This window comes from Achromobacter sp. GQ309 (assembly GCF_059759315.1).
The window spans coordinates 452,074-469,633 of sequence record NZ_JCAXDP010000005.1 but is presented as its reverse complement, the minus strand read 5'-3'; the positions used below and the strand labels follow the sequence as shown (position 1 = coordinate 469,633).

Annotated in this window: 12 protein-coding genes and 1 pseudogene; 6 read left to right on the top strand and 7 right to left on the bottom strand. The window is 66.8% G+C overall.

Annotation, left to right across the window (positions count from 1 at the left end; translation table 11 throughout):
* Window positions 1–23: 23 nt before the first annotated feature.
* From AC6CIE_RS18395 to fabI, 5 genes are all read left to right on the top strand, one after another.
* Window positions 24–431, top strand: coding sequence for a VOC family protein (locus AC6CIE_RS18395; RefSeq protein ID WP_498093254.1), 408 nt, complete (start codon window positions 24–26; stop codon window positions 429–431).
* 152 nt (window positions 432–583) lie between these two features.
* Window positions 584–3,259, top strand: coding sequence for a DUF3141 domain-containing protein (locus AC6CIE_RS18390; RefSeq protein ID WP_498093252.1), 2,676 nt, complete (start codon window positions 584–586; stop codon window positions 3,257–3,259).
* A 5-nt stretch (window positions 3,260–3,264) separates the two neighbouring features.
* On the top strand, window positions 3,265–4,209 hold the full coding sequence (locus tag AC6CIE_RS18385; RefSeq protein WP_218343129.1) for a phosphate acetyltransferase: 945 nt from the start codon (window positions 3,265–3,267) through the stop codon (window positions 4,207–4,209).
* A 68-nt stretch (window positions 4,210–4,277) separates the two neighbouring features.
* Entirely contained in the window at window positions 4,278–5,462 is a 1,185-nt protein-coding gene (locus AC6CIE_RS18380; protein ID WP_498093250.1) for an acetate/propionate family kinase, read from the top strand.
* On the top strand, window positions 5,459–6,232 hold the full coding sequence (gene fabI / locus AC6CIE_RS18375) for an enoyl-ACP reductase FabI (protein WP_175138193.1): 774 nt from the start codon (window positions 5,459–5,461) through the stop codon (window positions 6,230–6,232). Before AC6CIE_RS18380 ends, fabI begins: the two co-directional genes overlap by 4 nt.
* Window positions 6,233–6,315: 83 nt before the next feature.
* Here fabI and AC6CIE_RS18370 read toward each other — a convergent pair whose 3' ends face one another.
* The 4 genes from AC6CIE_RS18370 to tkt form a co-directional block, all read right to left on the bottom strand.
* A complete protein-coding gene (locus AC6CIE_RS18370) occupies window positions 6,316–8,004 on the bottom strand; it encodes a SulP family inorganic anion transporter (protein ID WP_498093248.1) in 1,689 nt (562 codons plus the stop codon).
* 189 nt (window positions 8,005–8,193) lie between these two features.
* Entirely contained in the window at window positions 8,194–9,390 is a 1,197-nt protein-coding gene (locus tag AC6CIE_RS18365) for a phosphoglycerate kinase (RefSeq protein WP_175138191.1), read from the bottom strand.
* A gap of 93 nt (window positions 9,391–9,483) precedes the next feature.
* Window positions 9,484–10,494, bottom strand: a complete 1,011-nt coding sequence (gap, locus tag AC6CIE_RS18360) for a type I glyceraldehyde-3-phosphate dehydrogenase (RefSeq protein WP_056570971.1) — start codon at window positions 10,492–10,494, stop codon at window positions 9,484–9,486.
* Between the two features lie 15 nt (window positions 10,495–10,509).
* On the bottom strand, window positions 10,510–12,546 hold the full coding sequence (tkt, locus tag AC6CIE_RS18355) for a transketolase (RefSeq protein ID WP_498093246.1): 2,037 nt from the start codon (window positions 12,544–12,546) through the stop codon (window positions 10,510–10,512).
* Between the two features lie 207 nt (window positions 12,547–12,753).
* Here tkt and AC6CIE_RS18350 point away from each other — a divergent pair, with 207 nt between their 5' ends.
* Window positions 12,754–13,485, top strand: coding sequence for a 16S rRNA (uracil(1498)-N(3))-methyltransferase (locus AC6CIE_RS18350; RefSeq protein WP_498093244.1), 732 nt, complete (start codon window positions 12,754–12,756; stop codon window positions 13,483–13,485).
* Between the two features lies 1 nt (window position 13,486).
* On the opposite strand, the gene AC6CIE_RS18345 is transcribed toward AC6CIE_RS18350, so the two are convergent.
* From AC6CIE_RS18345 to AC6CIE_RS18335, 3 genes and pseudogenes are all read right to left on the bottom strand, one after another.
* Window positions 13,487–13,954, bottom strand: coding sequence for a barstar family protein (locus AC6CIE_RS18345; RefSeq protein ID WP_056570977.1), 468 nt, complete (start codon window positions 13,952–13,954; stop codon window positions 13,487–13,489).
* Window positions 13,951–15,179, bottom strand: a pseudogene (locus tag AC6CIE_RS18340) (patatin-like phospholipase family protein). Before AC6CIE_RS18340 ends, AC6CIE_RS18345 begins: the two are co-directional and overlap by 4 nt.
* On the bottom strand, window positions 15,160–17,448 hold the full coding sequence (locus tag AC6CIE_RS18335; RefSeq protein ID WP_498093242.1) for an NADP-dependent malic enzyme: 2,289 nt from the start codon (window positions 17,446–17,448) through the stop codon (window positions 15,160–15,162). Before AC6CIE_RS18335 ends, AC6CIE_RS18340 begins: the two are co-directional and overlap by 20 nt.
* Between the last annotated feature and the right edge of the window lie 112 nt (window positions 17,449–17,560).

The following is a 17,560-nucleotide window of genomic DNA, read 5'->3' as shown; positions in this document are numbered from 1 at the left end:
TGACCCTCATCCAAGGCGTCGCGATGCAGCTGCTGGATCACGTCTCCATCACCGTCGCCCGCCTGGACGCCGCCCGGCCGTTCTACGACGCCATCATGCGGGCGCTGGGCGCGGACAAGGTCTACGACCGTCCCGACGCGCTGGGATACGGCGAGCGCTGCGGTCCCGGCGACAGCGGCCATACCTATCTGTCGGTGTTCGCCACCCCCGAAGCTTCTCCCGATCCCGCATCCGCCGCCCGGCGCCACTGGTGCTTCAAGGCGCCCACCCGGGCGGCCGTCGACGCTTTCCATGCCGCCGGCCTGGCGCACGGCGGCCGAGACGACGGCGCACCCGGCGTGCGCGCGCATTACCATCCCCTGTATTACGCTGCCTTTCTGCTGGACCCCGACGGCAATCGCGTCGAAGCGGTCTGCCATCGGTCCGATTGAGCGGGCCTGGTGCCCGTTTTGACACGCCGCAAACGTTCCGATGTTGCACCGCACCATCCGTTGCGGTGTAATGGGGAGGTCAATTTCGCCGGTTCCACTGAGGACCGGCTCGGCGGCCATCTGTCGCCGGCAGCTCATTACAGGAGATCGCCATGGCCGCATCCGGCACCGATCACACGCTCGCCCCGTCCCTCAACCCCTGGACGGCCGCCTACGAATACGCCGTGGACGCCTGGCAGCGCGGCGTGCTTTACGCAGACGTGATGCGCCAGCGCGGCAACCAGTATCACGAACACATGGCCAAGCGCGCGCCGAACGTGCTGAGCATGGAATTCGAGCTGGTGCTGGATGGCCGCGAGCTGCCCCGGCCCGTCAATTACGGTCTCTTGCGGATCAAACCGCCGGCCGGCGTGGAAACGGACCCGATCAAGCGCCCCTTCCTGGTGGTCGATCCGCGCGCGGGCCACGGGCCGGGCATTGGCGGCTTCAAGCCGGAAAGCGAAATCGGCGTGGCCGTGCGCGCGGGGCATCCCTGCTACTTTGCGACGTTCCTGCCGCAGCCCATGCCCACCCAGACCGTCGAAGACGTGATGATGGCCGAGGCGCGCTTCCTGGAAGAAATCATTGCGCTGCACCCGGATGCCGAGGGCAAGCCCGTCGTCGTCGCCAATTGCCAGGCCGGCTGGCAGATCATGATGACCGCGGCGGTGCGTCCTGAACTGTTCGGGCCGATCATCGTCGCGGGCGCACCGCTCTCGTACTGGGCGGGCTGGCGCGGCATGAATCCCATGCGCTACGCGGGCGGCCTGCTGGGCGGAAGCTGGCTCACGGCCATGACCAGCGACCTGGGCAACGGCAAGTTCGACGGCGCCTGGCTGGTGCAGAACTTCGAAAACCTCAATCCGGCCAACACCCTGTGGTCCAAGCAGTACAACCTGTATTCCAAGGTCGACACCGAAGCCGACCGTTACCTCAGCTTTGAAAAATGGTGGGGCGGCCACGTCTTCCTGAATGGCCCCGAAATCCAGTACATCGTCGACAACCTGTTCGTCGGCAACCGCCTGGCGACCGCCGGGCTGGTGACTTCCGACGGCATCCGCATCGACCTGCGCAACATCCGCTCGCCCATCGTGGTGTTCTGCTCCAAGGGCGACAACATCACCCCGCCGCCTCAGGCGCTGGGCTGGATTCCCGAGCTCTACCAGAACGAAGCCGAGGTCCTGGCCCACGGCCAGACCATCGTCTACGCCATCCACGAAAGCATCGGCCACCTGGGCATCTTCGTGTCCGGCAGCGTGGCGCGCAAGGAACACCAGGAATTCACCTCCAACATCGACATGATCGATGTGCTGCCGCCGGGCATCTACCAGGCCGAAATCGCCGACAAGACGCCCGACACGCCCAACGCCGATCTGGCTTTCGGCAACTACGTGCTGTCCTTCGAACAGCGCAAGCTGGACGACGTGCGCGCCATCGTCGACCGCAAGGAAGAAGACGACCAGCGCTTTGCCGCGGTGGCCCGCATCTCGGACATCAACCTGGGCATGTACCGCAGCTTCGTGCAGCCCTGGCTGCGCGCCATGGTCACGCCGCAATCGGCCGAGTGGATGCAGCGCATGCACCCGCTGCGCCTGCCCTACGAACTGATTTCCGACCGCAACCCGGTCATCGCGCCCATCGCCAAGGTGGCCGAACAGGTGCGCGAGAACCGGCAGCAGGCCGCGCCCACCAATCCGTTCGTAGTGGCGCAGGAAATGTTCTCGAACTGGATCGAGACCAGCCTGAACATCTGGCAGGAACTGCGCGATTCCGCCGACGAGCGCACCTTCATGAGCGTGTATGGATCGCCGGTCGTGCAGGATCTGGCCGGCCTGGGCGCCAAGTCCGGCCCGCCGCGCCGGCACCCGGGCGTCTCGCCGGAGCATCGCCGCTTCATGGAAGACCGCGCCGCGGAACTGCGCTCGATGCTGCAGGAAGGCGGTCTGCGCGTGGCCGCGATCCGGATGCTGTTGTATGTGTCCGGCGCCGAGGGCGGCCTGGACGAGCGCAGCTTCGCGCTCATCCGCAAGATGCGCGCCGAAGCCGACAACGCGCTGACGCTGGAGGCCTTCAAGGACGTGATCCGCGAACAGGCCCTGATGATGACGCTGGATTCGGACGCCGCCATTCAAGCGATGCCGCGTCTTCTGGAAGACTCATCGGCCGCGGAGATCCGCGCCAGCCTGGTCGCGATGAAGGGCGTCCTGGAAGCCGCCGAGCCGCTGAGCGACGCCGCGCGCGAAAGCCTGAACGAAATGGAGCGCATCTTCGAAGCGGCCGAACGCCGCGCGCAGCGGCGCGGACAGGGTCAGGCGCCTGCCGCGTCGCGCGGCGCCGCCGCCACGAAGTCCCCCTATCCGGTCCAGGACCTGGTCGACCTGGCAGCCGAGGTGCCCGCCAAGACCGCCCGGCCGCATCCTGATGCGGCGGGTAAGGCCGTGAATGAGGCGGAGCCGGCCAAGAAGGCCGCGCCGTCCACATCGAAGAAGGTTGCATCGAAGGCTGCGCCGTCCGCGTCGAAGAAGGTCGCATCGAGCGCCGCGTCCAACGGCACGTCCAACGGCGCGTTCAAAACGGCATCGAAGTCCCCGGCAAAGCCGGCAGCTAAAGCATCCAAGACTGCGGCCAAGACTGCAGCCAAGACTGCGGCCAATGGCGCCGCCAAGACAGCGTCCAAGTCCGCACCGAAGTCCGCAGCCAAGTCCGCATCCAAGTCTGGCGCGGACGCGACCCCGGCCAAGGCGCCCGCCAAGCGCGCGACCGCCGCCCGTCAACCCGCCAAGGCCTGAGACCCATGAGCCTCCCGACGTCCACGCACTACGACAAACTCATCGCGCGCGCGCAAACGCTGGAGGCGGCGCCCTGCGCGATCGCCCATCCCTGCGATGAACCGTCGCTGTCGGCCGCGCTGGAAGCGCGCGATCTGGGCCTGCTGCGGCCCATCCTGGTCGGTCCCGAAGGCAAGATCCGCGACACGGCCGCGCAGTTCAAGCTGAACCTGGGCGACGCCCGCATCGTCGATGCGCCGCACAGCCACGCCGCTGCGGAGTCCGCCGTGGCGCTGGTGCGCAGCGGCGAGGCCTCCCTGCTGATGAAAGGCAGCCTGCACACCGACGAGCTGATGCACGAGGTCGTAGCGCGCACGACGGGCCTGCGCAGCGGCAGGCGCATCAGCCATGTGTTCATCATGGAAGTGCCGACCTACGCCGAGCCGCTGTTCATCACCGACGCGGCCATCAACATCTTTCCGGATCTGGAAACCAAGGCCGACATCATCCGCAACGTGATCGACCTGCATCTGGGATTGGGGCTGGGCGAACCGCGCGTGGCGATCCTGTCGGCGGTCGAACAGGTCACCCCCAGCATCCCCAGCACCATCGAGGCGGCCGCCCTGTGCAAGATGGCCGACCGCGGCCAGATCGCGGGCGGCGTGCTGGACGGCCCGCTGGCGCTGGACAACGCGATCAGCCCCGACGCCGCGCGCATCAAGGGCATCCGCTCGCCGGTGGCCGGCGTGGCACAGGTGCTGGTGGTGCCCGATCTGGAAGCCGGCAACATGCTGGCCAAGAATCTGACCTTCCTCGCCAACGCCGAGGCGGCCGGCATCGTGCTGGGCGCACGCGTGCCGATCATCCTGACCAGCCGCGCAGACAGCCCGCGTTCGCGCCTGGCGTCGTGCGCGGTGGCGGCGATCTACGCCAATCACCTTGCCCAGCAGCAGGCCAGACCGCTGGCCTGAACATCCCCAGCCCCGGCCTGCCCCCGCGGGCCGCCGAGCGACTTGTCTCAACGTGGAAGCACACCGCCATGAGCGACACCATCCTCGTCATCAACGCCGGCAGTTCCAGCATCAAGTTCTACCTGTACGACATCGACGACAAGCATGAACTGGCGCCCCGGCTGGGCGGCCAGCTTGAAGGCATCGGCACCACGCATCCGCGCCTGCGCGTGCGCGACGCGGTGGGCGAGACGCTGGTCGAACGCGACATCGCGCCCAGCCACGCGCCCGACGTGCCCAACGCGCAGGAAGTCGTCGGCACGTGGCTGAGCGGCCACCTGGGCGGCGCGCCGCTCGCAGTGGGGCATCGCGTGGTCCACGGCGGGCCGGATCTGTCCGAGCCGGTGCTGATCGACGACGACATCCTGGCCCGGCTTGAAACCTTCACGCCGCTCGCGCCGCTGCATCAGCCCAACAACCTGGCGCCGATCCGCGTCATTCGCGAGCGACGGCCGTGGATTCCGCAGGTCGCCTGCTTCGACACGGCGTTCCATCGCAGTCATTCCGACGTGGCCGACCGCTATGCGCTGCCCGAGCGCCTGTACCTGGAAGGCGTGCGCCGCTACGGCTTTCATGGGCTGTCCTATGAATACATCGCACAGCGCCTGAAGCAGACGCTGCCCGACATCGCGATGGGCAAGATCGTCGTCGCCCACCTGGGCTCTGGCGTATCGGCTTGCGTCATGCACCAGGGCAAGAGCGTGGACAGCACCATGGGCTTCACCGCGCTGGAAGGTCTGCCGATGGGCACGCGCCCCGGCCGCCTGGACCCCGGCGTGGTGCTGTGGATGATGGAACAGGGCATGAGCCACGACAGGATCGAGCACATGCTGTATCACGACTGCGGCATGAAGGGCCTGTCGGGCATCAGCAACGACATGCGCGAATTGCTGGCGAGCAATGCGCCGTCGGCCAAGCTGGCGCTGAAATACTTCGCGTGGCGCGTGGCCGAAGGCATGATCGGCCTGGGCTGCGCGACGAACGGCATCGACGGCATCGTCTTCACGGCCGGCGTCGGCGAAAACTCGGCCGAGATCCGTCAGGCGATCAGCGAGCATTGGGGCTGGCTGGGCATCAAGCTGGACCCCGAGCGCAACGCCCGCCACGGGCCGCGCATCTCGGCCGACGACAGCCGCATCGGCGTCTACGTGGTGCGCACGAACGAAGAGCTGGTTATCGCGCAGCACACGCTCGCGCTCGTGAGGCAGCGATGAGCGCGCAGCTGCCGCTGGCCGGCAAGCGCGGGCTGGTGACCGGCATCGCCAACGCCGACTCCATCGCGTGGGGATGCGCCAAGGCGTTTCGTGCCATGGGGGCCGAACTGGCGGTCACCTATCTGAACGACAAGGCCCTGCCGCACGTGGCGCCGTTGGCGCAGCAGGTTCAAGCGCCATTGCTGATGCCCATGAACCTGCTGAACGACGGCGAGCTGGAAGCCGTCTTCAGCCGCATCACGGACGAATGGGGCGAGCTGGATTTCGTGCTGCATTCGGTCGCGTTCGCGCCGCGCGACGATCTGCACGGGCGCGTCACGGACTGCTCGCGCGCGGGCTTTCTGCAGGCGATGGACGTGTCGTGCTGGTCCTTCATCCGTATGGCCAAGCTGGCCGAGCCCCTGATGCGCAATGGCGGCGCCCTCTTCTGCATGAGTTACTACGGCTCGCAGATGGTCGTCGAGCACTACAACATGATGGGACCGGTGAAAGCCGCCCTGGAATCCGCCACGCGTTACCTGGCGGCCGAGCTGGGTCCGCAAGGCATCCGCGTGCATGCGATCTCGCCGGGTCCGCTGAAGACGCGCGCCGCGTCCGGCATCGCGGAGTTCGACACGATGCTGGATCGCGCGCAGGCCAAGGCGCCCGCGCGCAGCCTGGTGTCGATTGACGACGTGGGCGAAGCGACTGCCTGGCTGGCCACGGATGCGGCGCGGCTGATGACGGGGCAGACGCTGTACATCGACGGCGGGTATCACATCATCGATTGACGCGGCGTGTCAGACACTCCGCATGCGGCGTCGAGGCGCATAGGGCATTGTCCAGGGTGTCAGACACCCCGGTCATGTGAAGGTCAGGCCAGCGTCGCCGGCCCGCCCTGGCGCCAGCGCTCGATGGCGTCGACCGCCTGTTCCGGGCTGCCGAAGATTCTGTCCGGCCCGATCTTCTTGACCAGCCCCGAACGCTGCAGCGCCTCGCGGAACTTGCCGTGGCCGCCGGCCACCAGCAGCGTGATGCCGCGCGCGTCCAGATTGCGCTTCAGTTCATACAGCGCCTCGACCGCGTCCGCGTCAGCCTGCGTCATGGCCTCGGCATCCAGCACGAACCAGCGCACGTCGCCCGCCTGCTCGATGATTTCGCGGGCGCGGCGGCGGAAGGCGTCCGCGTTGAAGAACCAGACCGAAGATTCGAACAGCCAGATCACGGCGCCCGGGACGGGTTTGGCTTGCGGATTCAGGTGCAGCTTGCCCAGCACGGTTTCACCGGGCAGCCGGCCCAGCAATGCATCCCGCGGATTGCCGGACACGTACATGGCGTAGAGCAGCGTCGCGCCTACCGAGACGGCCACGCCTTGCAACACGCCGAATCCCACCACGCCCACGGCGGCCAACACGCCGAATGCAAGCTCGATCCGCGAAATGCGCGCCAGCCGCTTGAAGGCCTGCCAATCGAAGAGGCTGGCCGCAGCCAGCAGCAGGATGGCCGACAGCGCAAACTGCGGCAGCCAGTACAGCGGCGCACTCAACAGACCCACCACGACGGCCAGCGCAGCCGCCGCGCTGATGCTGACCAGCGGCGACGAGCCCCCGGCCACCAGCCCGACCGCCGTGCGCGAGTCCGCGCCCGTCACGACATAGCCCTGGAACAGCCCGGCCGCCACGTTGGCCGCGCCGAAGCCCACGAGTTCGCGATTGGGATCCACGTGTTCGCCCGTGCGCGCCGCAAAGCTGCGCGCGGTCACGATGCCGCTGGAAAAACTGACGACCAGAACGCCCGCCGCGCCCAGCAGGATGCCGTCCACGCCTTCCAGGCTGACCGGCAGATTGAAGGACGGCAGCCCGGCCGGCACGTCGCCGACCACCGCGATGCCCAGCGCCGGAAAATTGAACAGCCAGGACAGCACGCAGGTCGCCACCACCAGCAGGATGGGACCGGGCCACGACGGCCGCACGCGCTTGACGACGACCAGGAAGATGCAAGAGGCCAGGCCGAGGAACAGTGTCGGCAGCCGGATCTCGGACAGGCGGTGCGACAGTTCCATGAACGGATGAATGAGGCCGCTGTTGCGCAGTCCCACGCCGGTCAGGCCGCTGAGCTGCGACATCGCCAGCGTGATCGCGACGCCTGCCATATACCCGATGAGCACGGGCCGCGACAGCAGATTGGCCAGCACGCCCAACCGCAGGACGCGCGCGATGAGGCAGCCCACGCCCACGGTCAGCGCAATGCTGGTGGCGCCGAGCAGACGCGCTTCCGGCGTGGTCAGCGCCATGCCGGTCAGCGTGGCGGCAATCAGGGTGCAGGTGGCGGTGTCGGGACCCACGATGAGGGTGCGCGACGAACCGAAGAACGCATACGCCAGCATGCCGGCAATGGCCGCCCACAGGCCAGCGACGGGCGGCACGCCCATCATGGCGGAATAAGCCAGACCGACCGGCAGGGCCACGGCGGCGACGCTCAGCCCTGCGGTCACGTCACGCCGCGCCGATTCGCGGGTAATGCCCTGGAAGTTGGCCAGGCCAGGAATAAAGCGGAGATTCATGGTGCAGCGAGACGGATCACAAGTGAATTCCCGCCAGCAGCGGGATGACCGCCCAAGCCTACACCAACCCCAAGCCGCGCGGCGCGCGGCGAATCAAGGCGGCGGCTTTGCGTGCTGCACGCTTGGTGCGGGCGGGCGTCTGACGCCCGCCGCACGCCGCCCCTTCGCAAGGGGCGTACACAGCCAGACTTAACCCGCCGCGCGGGCTTCCAGCACGGCCACGGCCGGCAGGGTCTTGCCTTCCAGGAATTCCAGGAATGCGCCGCCGCCCGTCGAGATATAGCCGACCTGCTCGCCGATCTTGTACTTGGCGATGGCGGCCAGGGTGTCGCCGCCGCCGGCGATCGAGAAGCCGTCGGAATCGGCAATCGCGCGCGCCACCACTTCGGTGCCGTTGGCGAACTGATCGAATTCGAACACGCCCACCGGGCCATTCCAGACGATCGTGCCCGCCTGCTTCAGGATGCCGGCCAGTTGCTCGGCGGTCTTGGGGCCGATGTCCAGGATCATGTCGTCGTCGGCCACGTCGGTGGCCGCCTTGACGGTGGCTTCGGCGTCGGCGCCGAACGACTTGGCGCACACCACGTCAACGGGAATCGGCACGGCCGCGCCGCGCTTTTTCATGATGTCGATCACGGCGCGTGCCTGATCCACCTGGTCGGGTTCCGCCAGCGACTTGCCGATGGACAGGCCGGCGGCCAGCATGAACGTGTTGGCGATGCCGCCGCCCACCACCAGCTGGTCGACCTTGTCGGCCAGCGATTGCAGGATGGACAGCTTGGTCGACACCTTCGAGCCGCCCACGATGGCGACCAGCGGGCGCTTGGGTTCGTGCAGCGCACGGCCCAGGGCGTCGAGTTCGGCTTCCAGCAGCGGGCCGGCGCAGGCCACAGACGCGAACCGGGCGATGCCGTGGGTGGTGGCTTCGGCGCGGTGGGCGGTGCCGAAGGCGTCGTTGACGTAGACGTCGCACAGCGCAGCCATCTTCTTGGCCAGCGCCTCGTCGTCCTTCTTTTCGCCGACATTGACGCGGCAGTTTTCCAGCAGCACGACCTGGCCGTGATCGACCTTCACGCCGTCAACCCAGTCGCGCACCAGCTGCACGGGCATGCCCAGCAGCTCGGACAGGCGCTGGCCGACCTTGGCGAGCGAATCGGCGTCGGTCAGGACGCCCTCTTTCGGACGGCCCAGGTGCGACGTGACCATCACGGCGGCGCCGGCGTCCAGCGCCAGGCGGATGCCGGGCACCGAGGCGCGGATACGGGTGTCTTCGCTGATGCGGCCGGCGTCATCGAACGGAACATTGAGGTCGGCGCGGATGAACACACGCTTGCCGGACAGGGCGCCGGCCTTGGCCAGCGCGGACAAAGTTTTGACCTTGGACATATTTGGATTCCTTCGGTAGGCGAACAAAGGGGACGAACCCATTTTCCGCAATGGCGGAAAACAAATCCGTCCCCTTATGGACTGGCAGTGTGCTTACTTGGCCGACATCAGCGCGACGGTGGTGTCGAGCATGCGGTTCGAGAAGCCCCACTCGTTGTCGTACCAGGACGAGACCTTGACCAGACGGCCCGAGACCTTGGTCAGCGACGCGTCAACGGTGCTGGAGGCCGGGTTGTGGTTGTAGTCGACCGAGACCAGGGGTTCGGTGTTGTAGTCCAGGATGCCCTTCAGCTCGCCTTCCGAGGCGGCCTTCAGGATGCTGTTCACTTCTTCGGCGGTCGTGTCGCGGCTGGCCACGAACGACAGGTCGACCAGCGACACGTTGATGGTCGGGACGCGGATGGCGTAGCCGTCCAGCTTGCCGTTCAGTTCCGGCAGGACCAGGCCCACGGCGGCGGCAGCGCCGGTCTTCGTGGGGATCATGCTCATCGTGGCCGAACGGGCGCGGCGCAGGTCTTCGTGGTAGACGTCGGTCAGGACCTGGTCGTTGGTGTAGGCGTGAACGGTGGTCATTAGGCCGTTTTCCAGACCCAGCTTGTCGTTCAGCGGCTTGACCAGCGGGGCCAGGCAGTTGGTGGTGCACGAGGCGTTGGAGATGACGGTGTCCGTCGACTTCAGCACGCCATGGTTGACGCCGTAGACGATGGTGGCGTCGACATCCTTGCCGCCGGGGGCCGAGATGATGACTTTCTTGGCGCCGCCCTTGATGTGCGCGCCGGCCTTTTCCTTGGTGGTGAAAAAGCCCGTGCATTCCAGCACGACGTCGACCTTCAGGTCGCCCCACGGCAGTTCGGCCGGGTTGCGGTTGGCCAGCACGCGGATCTTGTCGCCGTTGACGACCATGAACTCGCCGTCGACTTCAACGGTGCCCGGGAACTTGCCGTGGGCGGTGTCGTAGCGCGTCAGGTGCGCGTTCGTCTTGGGATCGCCCAGATCGTTGATGGCGACGATTTCGATATCGTGCTTCTTGCCACCTTCGTAGTGGGCACGCAGGATGTTGCGGCCGATGCGACCGTAACCGTTGATGGCGACGCGAATGGTCATGACTAAGCTCCTTTTTTACAAAACTTGCTTGACGGTCTCGGCCACCTTGTCGGCGGTCAGCCCGAAGAACTTGAACAGTGCGCCGGCCGGTGCGGACTCGCCGTAGCGGTCGATGCCGACCACGGCGCCTTCCAGGCCCACGTACTTGTGCCAGAAAGCGGTGACGCCGGCTTCGACAGCGACGCGCGGCAGACCCTTGGGCAGCACGGATTGCTTCCAGGCGGCGTCCTGCTTGTCGAAGACGTCGGTGCTGGGCATGGACACCACGCGCACGGCGATGCCTTCCTTGGCCAGTTGCGCCTGGGCGTCCAGGGCGATGGCGACTTCGGAGCCGGTGGCGATGATGACGGCGCGGGCGCCCTCGGCATCGCGCAGCACATAGCCGCCGCGGGCGATGGCGTCCACCGTGGCCGCGTCGCGCGGCACGAACGGCAGGTTCTGGCGCGACAGCAACAGGGCCGTCGGGCCGCCGTCATGCACGTCCATGCCGATGCTGGCCGGGCGCGTCACGGCGGCGTTCCAGGCCACGGCGGTTTCGGCCGTATCGCAAGGACGCCACAGCGACAGGTTGGGAATGAGGCGCAGGCTGGCCGCGTGTTCGATTGACTGGTGGGTCGGGCCGTCTTCGCCCAGGCCGATGGAGTCGTGCGTGAACACGTGGACGACGCGCTGCTTCATCAGCGCGGCCATGCGGATGGCGTTGCGCGAGTAGTCGGAGAACGTCAGGAACGTGCCGCCGAACGGCAGGTAGCCGCCGTGCAGCGCGATGCCGTTCATGATGGCGGCCATGCCGAATTCGCGCACGCCGTAGTTGATGTGGCGGCCGAGCTGGATGCCCTTGTCGCCGGCGCGGACGGCGGCAACGCCCTTCCAGTCGGTGAAGTTGGAGCCGGTCAGGTCGGCCGAGCCGCCCAGCATTTCCGGCAGCAGCGGCGCCAGCGCGGCGATCGCGAACTGCGAGGCCTTGCGGGTGGCGACGGTTTCGCCCTTTTCGAGCGTGGCGGACAGGAAGGCCTTGAACTGGTCGGCGTAGCCGGCGGGCATCTCGCCCTTCATGCGGCGCGTGAATTCAGCGGCCTCGGCGGGGAATTCGGCGGCGTAGGCGTCGAAGCGCTTCTGCCATTCGGCCTGGGCTTCGGCGCCCTGCTTGCGGCCGTCCCAGCCGTCGTACACGTCTTGCGGAATTTGGAAGGGTTCCGACGACCAGCCCAGCGCGGTGCGCGTGGCGGCGATTTCGTCCTTGCCCAGCGGCGCGCCGTGCACGTTGTGCGTGCCGGCCATGTTGGGCGAACCCTTGCCGATCACGGTGCGGCAGACGATCAGCGTGGGCTTGTCCGACTGCGAACGCGCGGCCTTGATGGCGGCGTCGACAGCGGCGACGTCATGGCCGTCCACGCCGCGGACGACGTTCCAGCCGTAGCCTTCGAAGCGCTTGGCGGTGTCGTCGGCGAACCAGTGTTCCACATGGCCGTCGATGGAAATGCCGTTGTCGTCGTACAGCACGACCAGTTTGCCCAGCTTGAGCGTGCCGGCCAGCGAGCACACTTCATGCGAGATGCCTTCCATCAGGCAGCCGTCGCCGGTGAACGCGTAGGTGTGGTGATCGACGAGCGTGTGGCCCGGCTTGTTGAATTCGGCAGCGAGCAGCGCTTCGGCCAGCGCCATGCCCACGGCATTGCCCAGGCCCTGGCCCAGCGGGCCGGTGGTCGTTTCCACGCCCGGGGTGATGCCCACTTCGGGGTGGCCCGGCGTCTTGGAATGCAGCTGGCGGAAATTCTTGATCTCTTCGATCGGCAGGTCGTAGCCCGTCAGGTGCAGCAGGGCGTAGATCAGCATCGAACCGTGGCCGTTGGACAGCACGAAGCGGTCACGGTTGGCCCACGCGGGATCTTTGGGATTGTGGCGCAGGTTGCCGGCCCACAAGGCTTGGGCGATTTCCGCCATGCCCATGGGAGCACCCGGATGCCCGGAGTTCGCTTGTTGCACGGCATCCATCGCGAGGGCGCGGATGGCATCCGCCAAGGCAAGTTTAGGGGCGGTCGGATTGCTCATTCGGAAGGCTCTTTGAAACCGGCGCGCCTACAGAGGAAATAGGGCCGGTTGAGTAGGTTGCGAAGCAGGAGATTTTAGCATCAGGGGATTTCCCGGAGGCCATCGGCCGGATGCCCTATGTAATCGCGGGTTTCGGGCGAATTGCGCGGGCAATGTAAGCTACGCGAACTTGTCACCTCCCCCACTCTCCGAATTCCGCAATACGTCATGCCCGCCCCTCGTTTCTACTGCGACGCCCCGCTGACCGCCGGCGCCCGCATCGCCCTGCCGGAAGCCCTTGCCCATCACGCCCTGCGCGTGCTGCGCCTGCGGGCCGGCGAAGCCGTCACGCTGTTCAACGGTCAGGGCGGCGAGTATCCCGCGGTGCTGGACGTCGAGGGCAAGGCCGGCTTCGCCCAGCTGGGCGACTTCAATCCGCGCGAAGCTGAACTCGGTGGGCGCATCATCCTGGCCCAGGGCCTGCCGTCGGGCGACAAGATGGATTGGGTGGTGGAGAAAGCCGTGGAACTGGGCGCGGCCCGGGTCAGCCCCATCGCCGCGCAGCGCAGCGTATTGCAGCTGTCGGGCGCCCGGCTGGAAAAGCGCGTCGCGCACTGGCAGCGCATCGCGCAATCAGCCGCGGAGCAATGCGGCCGCAACCGGTTGATGACCGTCGACGCGCCGCTGACGCTGGAAGACTGGCTGGCCCAGCCTGCCGACGGCCTGCGCGTGCTCTGCCACCCCGAGGCCGAGCAAGACCTGGCCGGCATGCTGCAAGGCGCATCGGATCAGGCGGGCATCACCCTGCTGGTGGGGCCGGAAGGCGGCTGGTCGGACAAGGAATTGGAAGCGGCCCGCAAGGCGGGTGTGCAGGCCGTGCGCTTCGGCCCCCGGGTGCTTCGCACCGAGACGGCCGGGCTGGCGCTGCTGTCGGCGATCAGCGCCCTGCGCGGGTGGTAGGTCAGTCGTTCTCGCCGTAAGGGGCAGCGGCCACGCCGGGCTCGGGTTCGGGATGCGCGCCGGCGTGTTCGATCACATAGGCAAACACGCGGCCGTTTTCGTGCGCGAAATCCGCGGCATCGGAGCACACGGTTTCGATGCGGCCGGCGTCCTCTTCAAGTGCCGGATCACCGGAATGCAGGCGGTACAGCCACAGCACCACGCCGGATTTGTGATCCAGCACCGTGTCGCACAGGCAGTCGTACAGGGCGTCGAGATTGCCGCCGAAGTATTCAGGAAAATCCACCGCCTTGACGATGGCGCGCAATACGGCCGAGCGGCTGCGGCACGGGTCGCAATTGGCAACAAACAAGGACAGGCCAAGTTCGTGCGCGGCGTCCACCACGGCCTTCTTGTCGAGCCCGTCGTGAGCCAGCGCACCGCCGCGCATCAGCTGCCGCTGCAAAGTAGATTGGCCATTGCGCGTCATGCCTGTGCCTCCCTGAAAAAGGCGATCACTTCATCGTTACGTCGCATCGTATCGGCATAACCCAGTTCTATCAATCGCTTGGTGTAGCCGGCTTCGACAGGAGGTAGGACATCAGCGCCCCGCCCCCCGGACGGTTTGGATCGGACGATACACCGAGTACGCGGAAAAGCGCACGCGCTTGTGCGGGCATATCGTGCAAATGTTCAAGCGCCATCAAATCCAGCGACTGGCTGGGCGTGATGGTAAGCACCTCGATGCGGCGCACGGTGGGCGGCGCGCCGTTCGGACCGGCGTGGTCCATCAGGTAATTGATGCGCTCCAGACGCTCGACATCCGCCGACAACCCATCCAGGAAGATGCTGGACAGCGCATGACCACCGACCTGCGCCAGCGACGGATACGGCGGCGAATCCTCGCGATTCTCAGGGTGGGTGTCGTCGCGGTAGCCCGTGCCGATCACCATGACGCGGTGCGCGCCAAGGTGGATCGCCGGGCTGATAGGCGCAAGCTGGCGCATCGAACCGTCGCCGCACCATTCGCCCTTGCCGTGCACCTGCACCTGGCGCGCCGGAAAGACAAAAGGAATGGCCGACGAGGCCATCAGGTGTTCGATGCCGATGGGCGTGGGGATGGCCAGCCGCAGGTAGCGGTGCCAGGGTTCGATCGGGGTGTGCGCCTGGTAGAACGTCAGGTGCTCGCCACTGGTGTAGCCCGACGCGGTGATGGCCAGCGCGGACAGCGAACCGCTCTCCAGGTTGGAACGCAGATTGCTGAAGTCCAGCACGCGTTCCAGCAGCCCCTGCATCGGCGTGTTGTCCAACAGCGAGTGCGGACGCTTGCGCGTCAAACCGGAATACATCCACCCCAGCGACAGAAGGCCCAGCCACCGCACGCCGGTGCGGATCAGCCCGGGCGCGTCGGCCCGGTAGATCATGTCGGTGTTCAGCGACGACCAGAGGCGGCGGATGCGCCGTACGCCCAGATGGGGCCGGTCGGCGCGGCAGGCCAGCGCGGCGGCGTTGATGGCGCCGGCGGACGTGCCGCAGATGATGTCGAAGGGGTTCTGGAATCGGGAATGCCAGTCCGGGTCCAGCAGCTCCATGATGGCGCTGAGCACCCCGACCTGATAGGCGGCGCGCGCGCCGCCGCCCGTCAGGACCAGGCCGGTGGGCGTGCGCGGGCACGCCCTGCCGGCCGGTTTGACTTCAACGTGGCGTATTGACATCGACCACCGTCATCGCGGTCATGTTGACGATGCGGCGCACGGTGGAGCTGGAGGTCAGGATGTGCACGGGGGCATTGGCGCCCAGCAGGAACGGACCCACCGCGACGTTGCCGCCCGCCGCCGTCTTGAGGAGGTTGTAGGCGATGTTGCCCGAGTCGACGTTGGGGCACACCAGCAGATTGGCTTCGCCCTTGAGCGTGGACGACGGCAGGATGCGCATGCGCAGGGCCTCGTCCAGCGCGCAGTCGCCGTGCATTTCGCCGTCGATCTCCAGTTCCGGATCCATCTGCCGCACCAGTTCCAGCGCGCGGCGCATCTTGGCGCCCGACGCCGAGCTGCCCGAACCGAAATTGCTGCGCGACAGCAGCGCGGCCTTGGGCGCCAGATACATGCGGCGCATCTCGCGCGCGGCGGCCACGGTGAATTCCGCAATCTGCTCGGCCGTGGGTTCGTCGTTCACGTGCGTGTCCACCAGGACCACCGTGCGCTCGTTGAGCAGCAGGATGTTCATGGCGGCGTACACGTTGTGGCCCGGGCGGCGGCCGATCACTTCATCCACGAAACGCAGGTGATCGTGATACGCGCCGACGGAGCCGCAGACCATGCCGTCGGCATCGCCCAGATGCACCATCATCGCGCCGATCAGCGTCATACGGCGGCGCATTTCCACGCGCGCCATTTCCTTGGTGATGCCGCGGCGGCACATGCGTTCCCAGTAGGTCGTCCAGTACTGGTGGAAACGCTCGTCGTATTCGGGGTTGGTGACTTCGACGTCCTCGCCCAGGCGCAGACGCAGGCCCAGCTTTTCGATACGGGTCAGCAGCACCGACGGGCGGCCGACCAGGATCGGGCGGGCCAGGCCTTCGTCCACCACCACTTGCACAGCACGCAGCACGCGCTCGTCTTCGCCTTCCGCGAACACGATGCGCGCCGGGCCGCCTTCGCGCACGATGCGCTTGGCCGCCGAGAACAGCGGCTTCATGAACGCGCCCGAGTGGTACACGAATTGCTGCAGTTGCTCTTCGTAGGCTTCCAGATCCGCCAGCGGACGCGTGGCCACGCCGCCTTCCATTGCGGCCTTGGCCACGGCCGGCGCGATGCGCACGATGAGGCGCGGATCGAAGGGCTTGGGGATCAGGTATTCGGGACCGAACGAGATGTCGTAGGTGCCGTAGGCGGCGGCCACGACTTCGTTCTGTTCTTCTTCGGCCAGGTCGGCGATGGCATGCACCGCCGCCTTTTCCATTTCGCGCGTGATGGTCGTGGCGCCCACGTCCAGCGCGCCGCGGAAGATGTACGGGAAGCACAGCACGTTGTTGACCTGGTTCGGGTAATCCGAACGGCCCGTGGCCATGACCACGTCGTCGCGCACGCCGTGGGCCACTTCGGGCAGGATTTCCGGCGTGGGGTTGGCCAGCGCCAGGATCAGCGGACGCGAACCCATGGCGGCGACCATTTCGGGCTTCAGCACGCCGCCGGCCGACAGGCCCAGGAACACGTCGGCGTCCTGGATCACCTCGGCCAGCTTGCGGGCGTCGGTCTTTTGCGCAAAGCGCGCCTTGTCCGGATCCATCAGCGTGGTGCGGCCCTCAAAAACCACGCCCTCGATGTCGGTGACCCAAATGTTTTCCAGCGGCAGGCCCAGGTCCACCATCAGGTCCAGGCACGCCAGCGCCGCAGCGCCCGCGCCCGACGTGACCACCTTGACCTGCTTGATGTCCTTGCCCACGACCTTCAGGCCGTTGATGAAGGCCGCCGACACACAGATCGCCGTGCCGTGCTGGTCGTCATGGAAGACCGGAATCTTCATGCGTTCGCGCAGCTTGCGCTCGACGGTGAAGCACTCCGGCGCCTTGATGTCTTCAAGGTTGATGCCGCCGAAGGTGGCTTCCAGGCCGGCGATGATCTCGACCAGCTTGTCGGGGTCGGTTTCATTGATTTCGATGTCGAAGACATCCAGGCCGGCGAACTTCTTGAACAGCACGGCCTTGCCTTCCATGACCGGCTTGGACGCGAGCGCGCCGATGTTGCCCAGGCCCAGCACCGCGGTGCCGTTGGTGATGACGCCCACCAGATTGCCTCGGGCCGTGTAGCGGAACACGTTGGCCGGATCCGCCACGATTTCCTCACAGGCCGCCGCCACGCCGGGCGAGTACGCCAGCGCCAGATCGCGCTGGTTCGTCAGCTGCTTGGTCGGCGTGACCGAGATTTTGCCGGGGCGCCCGTGCTCGTGATATTCAAGGGCGGCTTTGCGAAGGTTGGCATCCATAGGGCGGCTACTGGCTAGAGTGTGTGACACGAAAGAGGGAGGAATTCTATTCCCATGACGGGCCGTGCGATACGCGGGCCCTGCTCTTTCTTGAGGTCGAGCGCCGGAATCT